The following is a 20,357-nucleotide window of genomic DNA, read 5'->3' on the forward strand; positions in this document are numbered from 1 at the left end:
ATCGGTTGGCGCATCTGTTGGTCGAGTGTGGGGCGGGGCCGGGTCGGTGTGTGGGGTTGGTGTTGTCGCGCTCGGTCGAAGCGATCGTGTCGATCCTGGCGGTGCTCAAGACGGGGGCGGCCTATGTGCCGATTGATCCGGTGCTGCCCGATGCGCGGGTCGGGTTCGTGCTTTCTGATGCCGCCCCGGTCGCGGTGATCACGACCGCTGGGTTGGCGGGTCGGTTGGCCGGGCATGGCGTGGCGGTGATCGATGTCGAGGATCCGGGGATCGCGGCCCGGCCGGCGACGAGGTTGGCGGTGCCCGATGTTGAGGGGGTTGCGCACATCATTTACACCTCGGGCACCACGGGGACGCCCAAGGGGGTGGCGATTAGTCATCGCAACCTGGCGCACCTGGTGGAGTCGTTGACCGCGGGGCTGCCCGGCGGTCAGGTGTGGACGCAGTGTCATGCGTATGCGTTCGATTTTTCGGTGTGGGAGATCTGGGGGGCGTTGTTGCATGGCGGGCGGTTGGTGGTGGTGCCCGAGCAGATCACCGCTTCCCCGCGTGAGTTTCATGCGGTGTTGATCGACGAGCAGGTGAATGTGTTGACCCAGACCCCCTCGGCCTTAGCGGCATTGTCTGCTGAGGGGTTGGGGTCGGTTGCGGTGTTGGTGGGTGGGGAGGCCTGCCCGGTCGAGCTGGCCGATCGCTGGGCGCGTGGTCGGGTGATGGTCAATGCCTATGGGCCGACCGAGATCACGGTGTATGCGGCGATGAGCGCCCCTCTTGAGCCGGGGGTGGGGTCGGTGCCGATCGGGTCGCCGGTGCCCGGAGCGGCATTGTTCGTGCTGGACCCGTGGTTGCATCCGGTGCCGGCGGGGGTGGCCGGGGAGTTGTATGTGGCCGGTGCGGGGGTGGCCTACGGCTATGTGGGCCGGGCAGCTTTGACGGGGTCGCGGTTTGTGGCCTGCCCGTTCGGGGCGCCAGGGGCGCGGATGTATCGGACCGGGGATGTGGTGTGCTGGCGCCCGGATGGTCAGTTGGATTATGTGGGCCGCGCCGATGAGCAGGTCAAAATCCGCGGCTATCGCATCGAACTCCATGAAATCCAGGCCGCCCTACGTGCACTGGATGGGGTGGGGCAGGCGGTGGTGGTGGCCCGCGAGGATCGCCCGGGTGATAAGCGGCTGGTCGGCTATGTCACCGGCAGCGCCGACCCGGCACACCTACGCCAAGAGCTGGCCGAGCGGCTGCCGGACTACATGGTGCCCGCCGCGGTGATCACGCTCGAGGCGTTGCCGCTCACGTCTAACGGCAAACTGGACACCCGCGCGCTGCCCGCCCCGCACTACACCGGACAGTACCGGGCCCCCACCAACGCCATCGAGGAGATCCTGGCCGGCATCTACGCCGAAACCCTCGGCCTCGACCGCGTCGGCATCGACGACTCCTTCTTCGACCTCGGCGGCGACAGCATCACCGCCATGCGCCTCATCGCCGGCGCCAACACCGCACTGGAGGCGAGCCTTTCGGTTCGTGCCATATTCGAAGCCCCGACTGTTGCCCGGTTGGCGTCCCGGGTCGGCGAGGCCGCGGGCCGACTTCCTCCGTTGGTGGCAGCCGAGCGGCCGCCGGTGGTCCCGTTGTCGTTCGCCCAGAGCCGGCTGTGGTTCATCGACCAATTACAAGGTCCCACAGCCGTTTACAACATCGCGGCCGCCTTGCAGCTGAGTGGTCGACTCGATGTCGACGCGCTGGGCACGGCACTGGCCGACGTGGTGGGTCGCCACGAGAGCCTGCGCACGGTATTTCCCACCGTCGACGGAACGCCCCGGCAGACAGTAATCCCTGCCGAATGGGCCGACTTCGGGTGGGACATTGTCGACGCAACCGGGTGGTCGCCAAGCCGGTTGAACGACGCTGTCAACACGGCAGCACGCTTCACGTTCGATCTGGCAATCGAGATACCGCTGCGGGCATGGCTTTTCACCGTCGCCGACGACGTGCACGTGCTGGTGATCGTGATGCACCATATTGCCGCCGACGGCTGGTCGATCCATCCGCTGGCTCGTGATCTGGGCGTTGCCTACGTCAGCCGGTGCGCGGGACGCCCGCCTGACTGGCGCGAACTGCCGGTGCAATACGCCGATTACGCGCTGTGGCAGCGCGCGCAGTTCGGTGACCTCGACGACAGCGACAGCCCCATCGCGGCGCAGTTGGCCTACTGGGAAGAGGCCCTGGCCGGGATGCCCGAGCGGCTGCAGCTTCCGACCGACCGGCCCTACCCGCCCGTCGCTGACTACCGCGGCGCGAGTGTGGCGGTCGATTGGTCGGCAGCGCTGCAGCAACAGGTGGCCCGGATTGCCCGCGAACACAACTCGACCAGTTTCATGGTGGTTCAGGCAGCTCTGGCGGTGTTGTTGGGAAAGCTCAGCGCCAGCACGGAAGTGGCGGTGGGATTCCCCATTGCGGGACGCCGTGACCCTGCGCTCGACGAGTTGGTGGGGTTTTTCGTCAACACCCTGGTGCTGCGAGTGGATCTGGCCGGAGATCCCACCGTCGTCGAACTGCTAGACCAGGTGCGACGGCGCAGCCTGGCCGCTTACGAACACCAAGACGTGCCGTTCGAGGTGCTCGTCGAGCGGCTCAACCCGTCCCGATCGTTGACCTACCACCCCTTGATCCAGGTGTTGCTGACCTGGCAGAACTTCCCCGGCCACAGCAATGACCCCGCGGCAAGCCTGAGCCTGGGTGACCTTCACATCGCGTCGCTGCCGGTGCAAACCCAAACGGCCCGCATGGATTTGGTGTTTTCGCTCGCCGAACAGTGGACCGGCACCGGTGAGCCTGCCGGGATCGGTGGCACGGTCGAGTTCCGCACCGATGTGTTCGACGCGGCCAGCATCCAGGCGCTGGTAGAGCGTTTCGAGCGGGTGTTGGCGGCGATGACCACCGACCCCGGGCGGTCGTTGTCGTCGGTCGACCTGCTGGACGAAAACGAGCATGCCCGTCTTGACGACGTCGGCAACCGGGCGGTGCTGGCCCTGCCGTCGGCTGCGCCGGTGTCGATTCCGGACTTGTTCGCCGCGCGGGTGGCCGAGACCCCGGATGCAGTGGCGCTGGTATCCGGCGAGCGTTCGTGGAGCTACCGCGAGCTCGACGATGCGTCCAACCGGTTGGCGCATCTGCTGGCCGCGCATGGGGCATGCCCCGGAGAGTGTGTGGCGCTGCTGTTTTCGCGGTCGGCCGAAGCGATCGCAGCGATCCTGGGAGTGGTGAAGGCCGGCGCGGCCTATCTGCCGATGGACCCGGCACTGCCGCCTGCTCGGATCGCGGTCATCCTCGAGGACGCTCAGCCGATAGCCGCTATCACCACAAGTGCGTTGGCCGGCCTGCTCGACGGATGCACCCTGCCGGTCGTCAACGTCGACGACCCTGCCGTGGATGCCCAGCCAGGCACGCCACTAGCGGCGCCTGGCCCGGACGACATCGCTCACATCATCTACACCTCCGGCACTACCGGGGTACCCAAAGGTGTTGCGGTAGCCCACCGCAACGTCACCCAACTTTTCGACACACTGGACGTCGACCTGCCGTCGCCGGGTGTGTGGTCCCAGTGGCATTCCTACGGTTTCGACGTGTCGGTCTGGGAAATCTGGGGAGCGCTCCTGCGCGGTGGGCGGCTGGTGATAGTGCCCGAATGGATGGCGCGCTCACCGCAAGATTTTCACGCCCTACTCGTCGCCGAGCGCGTCAGCGTCTTGAACCAGACCCCCTCTGCGGTAGCGGTGTTGTCGCCGCAAGATCTGGATTCGGTGGCGCTGCTGGTGGGCGGGGAGCCCTGCCCGGTCGAGGTGGTGGATCGGTGGGCGCCCAGGCGGGTGATGATCAACGCCTACGGGCCGAGCGAGACGTGGTACACCACGTTGAGTGCGCCGCTGACGCCGGGATCGGGGCCGCCGCCAATCGGCGCGCCGGTTCCCGGGGCGGCGTTGTTCGTGCTGGACCGCTGGTTACGTCCGGTGCCGGCCGGTGTGGTCGGCGAGTTGTACGTAGCCGGACGCGGTGTGGCGTGCGGGTATTGGCGTCGGGCCACGTTGACCGGGTCGCGGTTTGTGGCCTGTCCCTTCGGGCGGCCGGGCGCGCGGATGTATCGCACCGGGGATCTGGTGCGCTGGCGCCCCGACGGGCAACTGACGTATCTGGGACGCGCCGACGGGCAGGTCAAGATCCGCGGGTATCGCATCGAACTCGAGGATGTCCAAGCGGCTTTGACTGCCTGCAACGGCGTCGAGCAGGCGGCGGTGATCGCCCGCGAGGACCGGCCCGGCGACAAGCGCCTGGTCGGGTATGTGACCGGGAAAGCAGATCCGGTAGAGATACGCGCCGAGTTGGCCGAGCGGCTGCCGGGCTACATGCTTCCGGCCGCTGTGATGGTGTTGCAGTCACTCCCGTTGACGGTCAACGGCAAACTGGACATGCGTGCCTTGCCGGCACCCGAATACGCCGCCGACGAATACCGAGCTCCCGGCACCCCGATCGAGGAGATCCTGGCCGGCATCTATGCCCAAGTCCTCGGTGTGGAGCGCGTCGGAGCCGACGATTCGTTCTTCGATTTGGGTGGCGATTCGCTTTCGGCGATGCGCCTCATCGCCGCGGTCAACACCGCACTGGAGTCGGATCTTTCGGTGCGTGCCGTGTTCGAGGCGCCCGCCGTTGCCCAATTGGCATCCCGTATCGGCGTAGGGGCGGGCAGGCCGCCGCGGCTGGTGCCGGTGGATCGGCCGGCGGTGGTGCCGTTGTCGTTCGCCCAGAACCGGTTGTGGTTCATCGACCAATTGCAGGGCACCTCACCGGTTTACAACATGGCAGTGGCATTGCGGCTGCGAGGGCGGCTCGATGCCGACGCGCTGGGTGCGGCGCTGGGCGATGTGGTGGGCCGCCACGAGAGCCTGCGCACCGTGTTCCCTTCGGTCGACGGGACACCCCAGCAGGTGGTGATTCCGCCTGAGCGGGCCGATTTCGGCTGGGACGTCGTCGATGCCACCGCGTGGCCGCCGAGCCGGCTGGATGACGCCGTCAACGAAGCTGCCCGCTACGCCTTTGATCTGGCAACCGAGATTCCGTTGCGGGCACGGTGTTTCCGCGTCAGCGACGACTTGCATGTGCTGGTGGCCGTGGTGCACCATATTGCCGCCGACGGCTGGTCGATCACCCCGCTGGCGCGCGACCTGGGAATGGCTTACGCCAGCCGGTCCGTCGGGCAGGCCCCCAACTGGGCTCCCTTGGCGGTGCAATACGTCGACTACACGCTGTGGCAACGGGAAATCCTCGGCGATCTCGCCGATAGCGATAGCCCGATCGCGGCCCAGGTGGCTTACTGGGAGCAGACTTTGGCTGGGCTGCCGGAGCGGCTGCAGCTGCCTACCGATCGGCCCTATCCGCCGGTCGCCGAACACCGCGGCGCCAGCGTGCCAGTGGAGTGGCCGCCCGAGTTGCAGCAGCGGGTCACCCAGGTGGCGCGGGAGCACAATGCGACCAGCTTCATGGTGATCCAGGCGGCCCTGGCTGTACTGCTGGCCAAGCTCACCGCGAGTTCCGATGTGGCGGTGGGGTTTCCGGTGGCCGGGCGCCGCGATCCCGCGCTGGATGAGCTGATCGGGTTTTTCGTCAACACCCTGGTGTTGCGGGTCGACGTGGCCGGCGATCCCTGTGTGCGCGAGTTATTAACGCAGGTGCGGCAGCGCAGCTTGGAAGCGTTCGAAAATCAGGACGTACCGTTCGAGGTGCTGGTGGAGCGGCTCAACCCGACGCGAAGCCTGTCTCATCACCCGCTGGTGCAGGTGGCGTTGGCCTGGCAGAACAACCAGCCCGCGGACCTGGCCTTGGGTGACCTCGAGGCAACGCGGCAGCCAGTGCAAACCCAGTCTGCGCGCATGGATTTGGTGTTCTCCCTGTCTGAACGCTGGACCGAGTCCGGTCAGCCAGGCGGTATCGGCGGCGAGGTGGAGTTCCGCACTGATGTGTTCGACGCGGCCAGCATCCACGCGTTGATCGAACGGTTCGAGCGGGTTGTGCTGGCGATGTCCGCCGACCCCGCCCGGCGGTTGTCGTCGGTGGATGTCCTTGACGAACCCGAGCATGTCTATCTCGACGAGATCGGCAATCGCGCCGCATTGAGCCGTTGCGTTGATGCGGTGTCGGTTCCGGCGCTGTTCGCCGAGCAGGTGGCGCGTGCGGCGGAGTCGGTGGCGGTCAGTGGGCAGGGCCGCTGGGTGACATATCGTGAGCTTGACGAGACCTCGAATCGGTTGGCGCACTGGCTTGCTGCGCGGGGCGCGGGTGCGGGGCGGTGTGTGGCGCTGCTGTTGCCGCGCTCGATCGAAGCCGTGGTGGGCATTGTGGCGGTGCTCAAGTCGGGGGCGGCGTATGTGCCGCTCGACCCCGGTGTGCCGGCGGCGCGGCTGGAGTTCCTGCTGGCCGACTCCGGTCCGGTCGCGGTGATCACCACCGCCGAGTTGACCGACCGACTCGACGGGCACGACGTGACAGTCGTCGATATCGAAGACCCGCGCATCCAGACCTATCCGTCTGCGGCGCTGCCGGCGCCGGTGCCGGATGCGATCGCCTATCTGATTTACACGTCGGGGACGACGGGTGTGCCCAAGGGTGTGGCGGTTACGCACCGCAATGTGACGCAGTTGTTGGGGTCGTTGGATGCGGGTTTGCCTGAGAAGGGGGTGTGGTCGCACGCTCATTCGTTGGCGTTTGACGTGTCGGTGTGGGAGATCTTTGGTGCGTTGTTGCGCGGTGGGCGGACGGTGGTGGTGCCCGAGTCGGTGGTGGGTTCGCCGGATGAGTTGCACGCCATGCTGATTGACGAGCAGGTCGATGTGCTGACCCAGACGCCGTCGGCGGTGAACATGCTTGCCCCGCAGGGGTTGGAGTCGATCGCGTTGGTGATGGCTGGTGAGGCGTGTCCGGCCGAGGTGGTGGATCGGTGGGCGTCGGGGCGGGTGTTGGTCAACGCTTACGGGCCGACGGAGACCACGATGTGTGTGGCGATCAGCGCTCCGCTGGCGGCGGGGGCGGGGGTGCCGCCGATTGGTTCGCCGGTGGCGGGTGCGGCGTTGTTCGTGCTCGACGCTTGGCTGCAACCGACGCCCGCCGGTGTGGTGGGGGAGTTGTATGTGGCCGGCGCCGGGGTGGCCTGCGGCTATCCGGGCCGGGCGTCGTTGACGGGGTCGCGGTTTGTGGCCTGCCCGTTCGGTGGGCCGGGGTCGCGGATGTATCGCACGGGTGATGTGGTGCGTTGGCGTGCTGATGGGCAGTTGGATTATTTGGGCCGCGCTGATGAGCAGGTCAAGATCCGTGGGTATCGCATCGAGCTCGGCGAAATCCAGACTGCCCTCGCGGGGTGCGATGGTGTGGAGCAGGCGGTGGTGATTGCCCGTGAGGACCGTCCCGGCGACAAGCGGCTGGTGGGTTATATCACCGGCAGCGCCGACCCGACCGGCATCCGCACTCGGTTGGCCGAGCGGTTGCCGGCACACATGGTGCCCACCGCCGTCGTCGCGCTTGGCGCGTTGCCGTTGACGCCCAACGGCAAGCTGGATACCCGGGCTTTGCCAGCGCCCGAATACGCCGATGCCGGCCGGTATCGCGCCCCCACCAACGCCGTCGAGGAGATCCTGGCCGGCATCTACGCCCAAGTGCTGGGGCTCGAGCGGGTCGGCGTCGACGACTCCTTCTTCGACCTGGGTGGCGACAGCATCTCGGCAATGCAGGTGGTGGCACGAGCACGCGCCGCCGGTCTGGTGTGTCGGCCGCGCGATGTGTTCGTCGAACAGACCGTGGCCCGGCTAGCCCGGGTAGCCGGCACGGCTGATGCCGCTGGGCCCACCGACGACGGGGTGGGTGAGGTGCCCGCGACCCCGATTATGCGCTGGCTGAACAGCATTGACGGGCCGGTGGATCAGTTCAACCAGACCGTGCTGATCCAGGCCCCCGCAGAGGCGGACCAAGCCGATGTGGTGGTGCTGGTGCAAGCCTTGCTCGATCGGCACGCCATGCTCCGAGCGCGGATGAATGAGGACGGCGCGGGGAACTTGACGGTGCCCGAGGCCGGGTCGGTGGATGCACGCGACTGTCTGCAGACGGTCGAGGAGATGTCCGACCAGGCGCTGATTCAGGCCCGCTCGCGGCTCAACCCGTTCGCCGGGGTGATGCTCAGCGCCTTGTGGGCGGCCTCAACGCACCAGTTGGCGTTGATCATCCACCACCTGGCTATCGACGCAGTGTCATGGCGGATCCTGTTGGAGGACCTCAATACCGCCTGGGGCCAGCACCACGGCGGGCAGCCGGTGGCGTTGCCGTCGTGGGGAACCTCGTTCGCCCGCTGGGCGGCACTGCTGAACGAGCACGCGCATGCCCCCGACGTGGTCGAACAGGCCGATGCCTGGAAGCAGGTGGCCGCGGCCTCGACCGCGCTGCCGGCCGTACGCCCTGATGTCGACACCTACGAAACCGCCGGGCGCCTGTCGGTGTCGCTGGATAGCGAGACGACTGTGATCCTGCTCGAGCAGGTACCTGTAGCGTTCCACGCCGGACTGCACGAGATTCTGTTGATCGCATTCGCTTTGGCGGCATCGGAGTTCGTCGGCAACGGCTGCGCGCCGATCGGCATCGACGTGGAGGCCCATGGTCGCCACGAGGAGCTAGGCGCCGACGTCGACTTGTCACGCACGGTGGGCTGGTTTACCACCAAATACCCGGTGGCACTGACTGTCGGCGGGCTGAACTGGACGCAAGTCGCGGCCGGTGACGCCGCACTGGGTTCACTGATCAAGAAAGCCAAAGAGCAACTGCGCGCCCTGCCGCCACCGCTCACCTACGGTCTGTTCCGGTATCTGAATTCCGATGTCGGGCTGGCCGACTCGGACCCGCCGATCGGTTTCAACTATCTCGGCCGCATGAACGCGGGCGAACCCGATGAGCCGGCGGGCGATGTGTGGCGGTTGTGCCAAGACGGCGTGTCGGTGACCGCCGCGGCCGCGGCCATTCCAATGCCGTTGGCGCACACCGTGGAACTCAACGCCGGCACCGTCGACACCGAGGCCGGGCCGCAGCTCTACGCCGCCTGGACGTGGGCGCCGTCGGCTCTCGACGAAGAGCACGCCGACAAAATGAGCCGGCTCTGGTTTGAGGCCCTGGCCGGTATCTGCGCACTCGTGCGTGCCGGCGGGGGCGGGCTGACCCCCTCGGACGTCGCGCCGGCGCGGTTGAGCCAGCAGCAGATCGACGAGCTGCAGCAGCAATATCAGATCGCCGATGTGTTGCCGCTGACCCCGCTGCAACGGGGGCTGCTCTTCCACGCCACCACCGCCCAAGGCAGCGACGACGTATACGCGGTGCAGTTGGCGATCACGTTGAGCGGCCCGCTCGATGCCCACCGGCTGCGCGATGCGTTACGCGCAGTGGTCAACCGTCATCCCAACCTGGTGGCCCAATTCTGCGACCGGTTCGACGAACCGGTGCAAATCATCCTCGCCAATCCCGTCGTGCCATGGCGCTACGTCGAACTGGACCGCACCGATATCGAGGAGCAGTTCCGGCAACTGTGCGCCGCCGAGCGCGCCGCGGTCAGCGATCTCGCCCACCAGCCGGCCTTCCGGGCGGCATTGATCCGCACCCTGGACGACCGGCACCGATTTGTGCTGACCAATCACCACATCGTGCTCGACGGCTGGTCGCTACCCATCCTTCTGCGCGAGATCTTCGCCAGCTTCACGGGACAGCGGCTACCCGCTGCCAGGCCATATCGGACGTTCGTCACCTGGTTGGCCAACCGCGACCTTGACGCCGCCCGCGCCGCCTGGCGCCAGGTGCTCGCCGGCTTCGACACGCCCACATTGGTCGGCCCACCGAGTCAGTCGGTACGAGCCCGAGACGTCGAATCATATTGGGTATCAGCGCAAACCACGCGGGCCGTCAACGAGCTGGCGCGCTCGTGCCACACCACCGTCAACACCGTGCTGCAGGCCGCGTTCGCCCAGCTGCTGATGTGGCTGACCGGTCAGCACGACGTGACCTTCGGCGCCGCGGTCGCGGGCCGGCCTTCCGACGTGACCGGCGCGGAATCGATGGTGGGACTGCTGATCAACACCGTACCGGTGCGGGCGCGCATCACCGCGGCGACCACCACCGTAGACCTGCTCGACCAGCTGCAAAAAGCCCACAACGACACGCTCGAGCACCAACACTTGGCGCTCAACGAGATTCACCGCATCACCGGCCACGACCAACTGTTCGACACCGTTTTCGCCTACGAGAACTACCCTTTGGACGCCGCCGCGCTGGCAGGCGGCGAGTTGGCCGTCACCGACGTCACCATCCGCGAATGCACCCACTACCCGCTGACTGTGCAAGCCCTGCCGGGCAGCGAACTCGGCTTCCGCGTGGGATACGACAGCGACGTGTTCGACGCGCAAAGCATCGAAACGCTGATCCGGCGGTTGGAGCGGTTACTGGAAGCGATGACCGCCGATCCCGCCCGGCGGTTGTCATCGGTCAACGTGATCGACGACGACGAGCTGGCCCGACTGAATGAAATCGGCAATCGGGCAGTGTTGAGCCGGCCGGCGACACCGACGTCGGTTCCGGAGCTTTTTGCCGCTCAGGCGGCACGCACCCCGCAGGCGCCGGCGGTCGGCTGCCAGGGCCGGTCGCTGACGTACCTCGAGCTCGATCAGGCAGCGAACCGGTTGGCGCACTTGCTCATTGAGCATGGCGCGGGCCCCGGGCGGTCCGTGGCGCTGATGTTTCCCCGATCGGTCGAGGCGGTCGTGGCGATCCTGGCAGTGCTCAAGAGCGGGGCGGCCTACCTCCCGATGGACCCGGCGCTACCCGCGGACCGAATCGGATTCATGCTTTCCGATGCGGCGCCGATCGCGGCGCTCACCACCACCGGGCTGCGCCCGCGTCTCGACGGGCACGGCCTGCCGGTGGTCGACGTCGACGATCCCGCCGTCGACGCGCAACCCAGCACGGCGCCACCGCCGCCGAGCCCCGATGATGTCGCCCACATCATCTACACGTCGGGGACCACCGGGGTGCCCAAGGGCGTCGCGGTCACCCAACGCAACGTCACCCAGCTTTTCGACGGATTGGATGCCGGCGTGGCGTTGGCGCCGGGACAGCTGTGGACGCAGTGTCACTCCTACGCTTTCGATTTTTCGGTGTGGGAGATCTGGGGCGCGCTGCTGCACGGCGGACGGCTGGTGGTGGTTCCCGAGCCCGTGCTCCGCTCACCGGATGACTTGCACGCGTTGCTGATTCGCGAGCAAGTTAGCGTGCTCACCCAGACGCCCTCGGCGGTGGGGATGCTCTCACCCGAAGGGCTGGGACCGACCGCGTTGGTGATCGGCGCCGAACCCTGCCCGGCCGAGCTCGTGGACCGCTGGGCACCCGGGCGAGTGATGGTCAATGTTTACGGCCCGACCGAGACGACGATGTGGGCGGCCAAGAGCACACCGCTGGCAGCAGGGTCGGGCCCGCCGCCGATCGGCGCGCCTGTGTCGAGCGCGGCGTTCTTCGTGCTAGACGGGTGGCTGCGTCCCGTCCCGGTGGGTGTGGTCGGAGAGTTGTACATCGCCGGCCGCGGTGTCGGATGTGGCTATGTGCGTCGGCCGGGTCTGACCGCATCCCGGTTTGTGGCATGTCCGTTCGGCGAGGCCGGAATACGCATGTACCGCACCGGGGATTTGGTGTGCTGGCGCGCCGACGGCCAACTGGATTATCTGGGCCGCGCCGACGAACAGGTCAAGATCCGCGGCTATCGCATCGAACTCGGCGAGGTGCAGGCGGCGCTGACCGCCTGCGACGGCGTGGAGCAGGCGGCGGTGATCGCCCGCGAGGACCGACCTGGCGACAAACGTCTCGTCGGCTATGTCACCGGCACCGCCGATCCCACCGAAATACGCGAACGCCTGGCGGACCGACTCCCGGGCTACATGGTCCCGACGGCGGTGATGGTGCTGGAGGCGTTGCCGCTGACGGTCAACGGCAAACTCGACGCCCGCGCTCTGCCGGCGCCCGAGTACATCGGTGTCGATCGGTACCGCGCCCCGGCCAACGCAGTCGAGGAAATCCTGGCCGGCATCTACGCCCAGGTGCTCGGTGTCGAGCGCGTGGGTGTCGATGATTCCTTCTTCGACCTTGGCGGAGACAGCATTTCGGCGATGCGGCTGATCGCCGAGATCGGCACCGGCCTGGATGCCGGCGTTTCGGTGCGCACGGTGTTCGAGGCGCCCACGGTGACGCAACTGGCGACGCGGATCGGGGCGGGGGCGGATCGGCTGGCGCCATTGGTGCCCGCCCAGCGACCCGCCGTGGTGCCGCTGTCGTTCGCTCAGCAGCGGTTGTGGTTCCTCGACCAGTTCCAGGGACCGTCACCGATCTACAACGTGGCGGTGGCACTGCGACTTCGCGGACGGCTGGATGGCGGCGCGCTGGGCCAGGCGTTCGCCGATGTGGTTGCCCGCCACGAGAGTCTGCGCACCGTGTTCCCGACGATCGAGGGAACACCGAGTCAGATAGTTATTCCGGTGCAGGCGGCGGAGTTCGGGTGGGACGTCGTTGACGCCGCGGGCTGGCCCGCCAGCCGGCTGGACGATGCCGTCAACGCCGCAGCTCGCTACACGTTTGACTTGTCAGCCGAGATACCGTTGCGAGCAAGGCTTTTCCATGTCGCCGACGACGAACACGTGCTGGTGCTCTTGGTGCACCATATCGGCGCCGACGGATGGTCGATCACGCTGCTGGCGCGTGACCTGGGAGCCGCCTACACCAGCCGGTGCGCGGGGCAGGCGCCCGACTGGCCTGCGCTGCCGGTGCAGTATGTCGACTACACGCTGTGGCAGCGCGAGCAGTTCGGGGATCTCGACGACGACCAGAGCCCCATCGCCGCGCAACTGGCCTACTGGGAAAACGCGCTGGCCGGAATGCCCGATCGCCTCGCGCTGCCCACTGATCGGCCCTACCCGCCGGTTGCCGATCAACGCGGCGCCCGGCTGGCGGTGGAGTGGCCGGCCGAGCTGCAGCAGCAGGTGGCGCGGGTAGCGCGCGAGCACAACGCGACCAACTTCATGGTGATTCAGGCCGCCCTCGCGGTGCTGCTGGCCAAGCTCAGCGCCAGTCGCGATGTGGCAGTGGGCTTCCCGATCGCCGGGCGCCGCGACCCCGCGCTCGACGAGCTGGTGGGATGTTTCGTCAACACCCTGGTACTGCGGGTCGACCTAGCCGGCGACCCCACTTTCGCTCAACTCCTGGCCCAAGTGCGAACGCGTAGTCTGGCCGCCTACGAACACCAAGACATGCCCTTCGAGGTGTTGGTCGAGCGGCTCAACCCGGCCCGAAGCCTCACCCATCACCCCCTCATCCAGGTGGTGCTGGCGCTGCAGAACTTCCCCGGGCAGCACAGTGACCCCGCCACCGCGTTGGCCTTGGGAGATCTACAGGTCACGCCGCTGTCGGTGGACACCCAAACGGCCCGAATGGATTTGGTGTTCAACCTGACGGAACGTTGGAGCCCGTCCGGTGAGCCGGCCGGTATCGGCGGCGCAGTGGAATTCCGCACCGACGTGTTCGACGCGGCCAGCATCCACGCACTGGTCGAACGGTTCGAGCGGGTTCTGGTGGCGATGACCGCCGCGCCCGCACGGCCGTTGTCGTCGGTGGATCCGCTGGATACCGCTGAGCACGCCCGCCTCGACCAATGGGGCAACCGCACGGCACTGGGTCACCCGACTGACAGCGCGATGTCGATTCCGGAGCTGTTTGCCGCGCACGTGGCCCGGACGCCGGACGCCACGGCGATCAGCAGCCAGGGCCGCAACATGACCTACCGCGAGCTCGACGAGGCATCGAATCGTTTGGCGCACTTGCTCATTGAGTGGGGTGCCGGTTTGGGCGGATGTGTGGCTCTGCTGCTGTCGCGTTCAGTCGAGTCGGTCGTGGCAATCCTCGCGGTGCTCAAGAGTCGGGCGGCATATCTGCCCATCGACCCCGCATTGCCGGCGGCCCGGATCGACTTCATGGTCGCCGATGCTGCGCCGATCGCCGCGATCACCACTAGCGCTTTGGCCCACCGACTCGACGGATACGACATGACCGTCGTCGACGTGGACGACCCGGTTATAAGCTCGCAACCCGGCACTGCACTACCGGCGCCGGCACCCGATGACGTTGCCTACCTGATCTACACCTCAGGCACCACCGGTATGCCCAAAGGCGTTGCGATCAGCCACCACAATGTGACGCAGTTGCTGGGGTCGCTGGACGCCGGTCTGCCGGCGACGGGAGTCTGGTCGCATAGCCACTCGTTGGCATTCGACGTTTCAGTGTGGGAGATCTTCGGGGCGCTGCTGCGGGGCGGGCGCCTGGCGGTCGTGCCCGAGCCCGTGACGCGCTCGGCCGACGACTTCCACGCCATGCTGGTTGGCGAACAGGCCAGCGTGCTCACCCAAACTCCGTCGGCGGTAAAGGTTCTCTCACCGGAGGGGCTGGAGTCGACGGCGTTGGTGACGGCCGGCGAGGCCTGTCCCGCCGAGGTGGTGGACCGCTGGGCGCCCGGGCGGGTGATGGTCAACGCCTACGGGCCGACAGAGACCACGATGTGTGTGGCGATCAGTGCACCGTTGATATCGGGCTCCGGGGCGCCGCCGATCGGCTCGCCGGTGCCGGGGGCCGCGTTGTTCGTCCTGGATGGATGGCTGCAACCGGTGCCGCCGGGGGTGGTCGGGGAGTTGTATGTGGCTGGCGCTGGGGTGGCGTTTGGCTATGTGGGCCGTGCCGGTCTGACCGGATCACGGTTCGTGGCTTGCCCGTTCGGTGGGTTCGGCACACGGATGTATCGCACGGGAGATGTGGTGCGTTGGCGCGCCGACGGACAACTGGACTATGTCGGGCGCGCCGACGAGCAGGTCAAGATCCGCGGGTATCGCATCGAGTTGACCGAGGTGCGCGCGGCGCTGGCGAGCTGCGATGGAGTGGAACAGGCGGCGGTGATCGCCCGCGAGGACCAGCCGGGCGACAAGCGGCTGGTCGGCTATGTCACCGGGACGGCGAAGCCGGCCGCGCTGCGCCAGAAGCTCGCTGAGCTGCTGCCGGAGTACATGGTTCCCGCCGCGGTGGTGGTGTTGGAGACGATGCCGTTGACACCCAACGGCAAACTCGACACCCGCGCGCTACCGGCACCAGAACAGGCCGCGGCCGGCTACCGCGCCCCGGCCAACCCCGTCGAAGAGATCGTCGCCGGTATCTACGCGCAAGTGTTCGGGCTCGAGCGCGTCGGGGCCGACGACTCGTTTACCGACTTGGGTGGCGATTCGCTGTCGGCGATGCGGGTGGTTTCTGCGATCAACGCCGCCCTCAACGCCGATCTTTCGGTGCGCACTGTATTCGAGGCGCCCACGGTGACCCAGTTGGCGTCGCGCATCGGCGCGGACGAGGGTCGGCCCAAGCCTTTGGCGGCAGTGGAGCGACCCGCGATTGTTCCGTTGTCGTTTGCGCAGCAGCGATTGTGGTTCATCGAGCAATTGCAGGGCCCCACAGCGGTTTACAACATCGCGGTGGCATTGCGGCTGAACGGCCGGTTGGATGCCGATGCCCTGGGCCACGCCCTGACCGACGTGGTGAGCCGTCACGAAACCCTGCACACAGTGTTCCCCATGGTCGACGGAACGCCGCGGCAGGTGGTCATCCCGGTGGAGCGGGCCGACTTCGACTGGCAGATCATCGATGCCACCGGCTGGTCGGCGAGCCGGCTGGATGAGGAGATCGGTGCGGCAGCCGGCACCGCGTTCGATTTGGCAAGCGAGATGCCGTTGCTGGCGAGGCTTTTCCGCATCACCGACGACGAGCACGTGTTGTTGGCCGTGGTGCACCATATCGCCGCCGACGGCTGGTCGATCAGTCCGCTGGTGCACGATCTTGGGGTAGCCTATGCCAGCCGGTGCACCAGGCAAGCTCCGCAGTGGGCCGAATTGCCGTTGCAATACGTCGATTACACGCTGTGGCAGCGAGAAATCCTCGGCGACCTGGCCGATAGCGACAGCCCCATCGCCGCGCAATTGGCCTATTGGGAAGAGGCCCTGGCCGGAATGCCCGAGCGGCTGGAGCTTCCCACCGATCGGCCCTACCCGCCCGTGGCCGATCAGCGGGGCGCCAGCGTATCGGTGGAGTGGCCGGCCGAGCTGCAGCAGCAGGTCGCGCGGGTGGCCCGCCAGCACAAGGCGACCAGCTTCATGGTCGTTCAGGCCGCCCTGACAGTGCTGCTCTCGAAGATCAGCGCGAGTTCTGATGTCGCAGTGGGCTTCCCGATCGCCGGACGTCGTGATCCCGCGCTCGACGAACTGGTCGGGTTTTTCGTCAACACCCTGGTGCTCCGAGTGGAACTGGCCGGAAATCCCAGTGTTGCGGAGCTTCTGGCTCAAGTGCGACGGCGCAGCCTGGCCGCCTACGAGCACCAAGACGTGCCCTTCGAGGTGCTGGTCGACCGGCTCAACCCGACCCGAAGCCTCTCCCATCACCCGCTGGTCCAGGTGCTCTTGGCCTGGCAGAACCTTCCCTGGCAGTACGCCAACGCCAGCCCCGGCTTGGCGTTGGGTGATCTCGAGGTCACGCCGCTGCCTGTGGAAACCCAGACGGCCCGAATGGATCTGGTGTTCTCTCTTGCCGAACGTTGGGGTACGGACGGTGAACCCGCCGGAATCAGCGGGATCGTGGAATTCCGTACCGATGTGTTCGACACGGCCACCATCGAAACGCTGATCGAGCGGTTGCGTCGCGTATTGCTGGCGATGGCCGCCGACCCCGGATGGGCGTTGTCGTCGATGGACCTGCTCGACGAGCTTGAGCGCGTCAGGCTCGACGGGTGGGGCAACACGGCGGCGTTGAGCACGCCGACGACCGCGGCGTCGATTCCGGCGTTGTTCGCCGAACAGGTGGCACGCACCCCGGAGGCCGAGGCGGTCAGCTGCGGCGCGGTTTCGATGACGTATCGCGAACTGGACGAGGCGTCTAACCGGTTGGCGCACTTGCTGTCTGGTCGTGGTGCCGGTCCTGGCGAGTGCGTGGCGCTGCTGTTCTCCCGCTCCGCCGAGGCGATCGTGGGCATTCTGGCGGTGCTCAAGTCCGGGGCGGCGTATTTGCCGATCGACCCGGCGGTGCCGCCCGCGCGGGTCGAGTTCATGGTCGCCGATGCCGCGCCGATCGCCGCGATCAGCACCAGGGGGCTGCGGTCGCGGCTGGACGCGTACGACCTGCCGGTCATCGACGTCGACGATCCCGCCGTTGATCTCCAACCGAGCACCGCACTGCGCACACCGGCGGCCGACGACATTGCCCACATCATCTACACCTCGGGCACTACCGGGGTACCCAAAGGTGTTGCGGTCACCCATCGCAACGTAACCCGGCTGTTCGACTCACTGGATGTCGGCGTGCAGCTGGGGCAGGTGTGGACCCAGTGTCACTCCTATGCCTTCGACTACTCGGTGTGGGAGATCTGGGGCGCGCTGCTGCACGGCGGGCGGCTGGTGGTGGTGCCCGAGTCGGTGACCGGCTCACCGGACGACTTCCACGCGCTGTTGGTCGCGCAGCGCGTCGGCATCTTGAGCCAAACCCCGTCGGCAGTGGCGGCGCTCTCGCCGCAGGGGCTGGATTCGGCGGCGTTGGTGATCGCCGCCGAGCCCTGCCCCGCCGAGGTGGTGGATCGATGGGCACCCGGACGCGTGATGATCAATGCCTATGGCCCCACCGAAACCACGGTGTATGCCACGATCAGCGCGCCGTTGGCCGTGGGGTCGGGCACCCCGCCCATCGGATCGCCGGTGCCGGGAGCGGCGCTGTTCGTGCTGGACCCGTGGTTGCGTCTGGTCCCGGCCGGGGTGGTTGGTGAGTTGTATGTGGCCGGTACCGGGGTGGGTTGCGGTTACGTGCGCCGGGCCGGGTTGACCGCGTCGCGGTTTGTGGCCTGCCCCTTCGGCGGGGCCGGGGCGCGGATGTATCGCACCGGTGATCTGGTGCGCTGGCGCGGCGACGGGCAGTTGGACTATCTGGGCCGCGCCGACGAGCAGGTCAAGATCCGCGGGTATCGCATCGAACTCGGCGAAATCCAGGCCGCGCTGGCCGGTTTGGACGGCGTCGAGCAGGCGGTGGTGATCGCCCGCGAGGACCGGCCCGGTGACAAGCGACTCGTCGGTTATGTCACCGGTACGGTGGACCCGGCCGAGATACGCGCCGCGCTGGGACAACGGCTGGCGGAGTACATGGTGCCGGCGGCGGTGGTGGTGCTGGAACGGTTGCCGTTGACGGTCAACGGCAAACTCGACAAACGGTCGCTGCCCGCACCGGAATACACCGATGCCGATCGGTATCGGGCTCCGGCCAACGCAGTGGAAGAGATTCTGGCCGGGATCTACGCCCAGGTGCTCGGTGTCGAGCGCGTGGGTGTGGACGATTCGTTCTTCGACCTTGGCGGGGACAGCATTTTGGCGATGCGTCTGGTGGCGGCGGTCAACACGTCACTGGACGCCGGCCTTGCGGTGCGCACTGTCTTCGAGGCGCCCACGGTTGCCCAACTGGCGCCCCGCATCGGTGCGGCAGCGGATCGACTACCGCAGCTGGTGCCGGTGGAGCGGCCGGCGGTGGTCCCGTTGTCGTTTGCCCAGAACCGGTTGTGGATTATCGACCAATTGCAGGGTTCTTCACCGCTTTACAACATGGCCGTGGCCTTGCGCGTCCGAGGCCAACTCGACGTCGACGCGTTGGGCGTCGCATTAGCCGATGTGGTGGGCCGCCACGAGAGCCTGCGCACCGTGTTCATCGCACCCGACGGGATTCCCCAGCAGGTGGTGATGCCGGCTGAGCGGGCCGATTTCGGCTGGGACGTGATCGATGCCGCTACGTGGTCGGCCGCCCGGCTTGACGAGGCCATCGACGCCGTGGTGCGCCACTCGTTTGACCTGACAACCGAGATTCCGTTGCGGGCAATGCTATTCCGCGTCGCCGAAGACGAGCACGTGCTGGTGGCCGTGATGCACCACATCGTCGCCGACGGCTGGTCGATCACCTCGCTGGCGCGCGACCTGGGAGTGGCTTATGCCAGCCGCTGTGCAGGGCGGGCTCCCGAATGGGCCGAACTGCCCGTGCAGTACGCGGATTACACGCTGTGGCAACGGGAGATTCTCGGCGACCTGACAGAGAGCGATAGCCCGATCGCCGCCCAATTGGGCTACTGGGAACAGACTTTGGCTGGGCTGCCTGTGCGGTTGCAGCTGCCCACCGATCGGCCCTATCCGCCGATCGCCGATCAGCGCGGCGCCAGCGTGACGGTCGACTGGGCACCCGAGTTGCAGCAGCGGGTCGCCCGGGTTGCCTGGGAGCACAATGCGACCAGCTTCATGGTGATCCAGGCGGCCCTGGCGGTATTGCTATCGAAGATCAGCGCTAGCGCTGATGTGGCGGTGGGCTTCCCGATCGCCGGTCGCCGCGATCCCGCCCTGGACGAACTGATCGGATTTTTCGTCAACACCTTGGTGTTGCGGGTCGACGTCGCTGGCGATCCCACCGTCGCCGAGCTGCTGGCTCAGGTGCGGCAGCGTAGCTTGGAAGCGTTCGAGCATCAGGACGTACCGTTCGAGGTGCTGGTGGAGCGGCTCAACCCGACGCGAAGCCTGTCTCATCACCCGCTGGTGCAAGTGGCGTTGGCCTGGCAGAATAACCAGCCCGCGAACTTGACCTTGGGTGACCTCGAGGTGGTTCCGATAACGCTGGAAACCCAGTCTGCGCGAATGGATTTGGTGTTCTCTCTTGCCGAATGTTGGACCGCGGCCGGTGAGCCCGACGGTATTTGTGGGGAAGTGGAATTCCGGACCGATGTGTTCGATGCGGCCAGCGTCCAGACACTCACCGAATGGCTGCAACGGATTCTGGTGGCGATGTCCGCCGACCCTGCTCGGCGGTTGTCGTCGGTGGATGTGCTCGACGAGCCGGAGCGCGCGCGCCTGGATGCGATTGGTAACCGGGCGGTGCTGAGTGCGCCGGTGGGCATGCCGGTGTCGGTTCCGGCGCTGTTCGCCGAGCAGGTGGCGCGTGCGCCGGAGGCGGTGGCGGTCAGTGGGCAGGGTCGCTCGTTGACGTATCGTGAGCTGGACGAGGCGTCGAATCGGTTGGCGCACTGGCTTGCTGCGCGGGGCGTGGGTGCGGGGCGGTGTGTGGCGCTGTTGTTGCCCCGCTCGATAGAGGCTGTGGTGGGCATTGTGGCGGTGCTCAAGTCGGGGGCGGCGTATGTGCCGATCGACCCCGGTGTG

At 67.1% G+C, this 20,357-nt stretch carries 1 protein-coding gene (running past one end of the window); it reads left to right on the plus strand.

Annotated features, from left to right (window positions below):
• Positions 1-20,357, plus strand: part of the annotated coding region (locus MFM001_RS23390; RefSeq protein WP_238159371.1) for a non-ribosomal peptide synthase/polyketide synthase (this coding region is incomplete at both ends). Its footprint extends 11,733 nt past the window's final position; 20,357 of its 32,090 annotated nt are in view.

The organism is Mycobacterium sp. MFM001, from assembly GCF_003402475.1.
Classification (GTDB): Bacteria; Actinomycetota; Actinomycetes; order Mycobacteriales; family Mycobacteriaceae; genus Mycobacterium.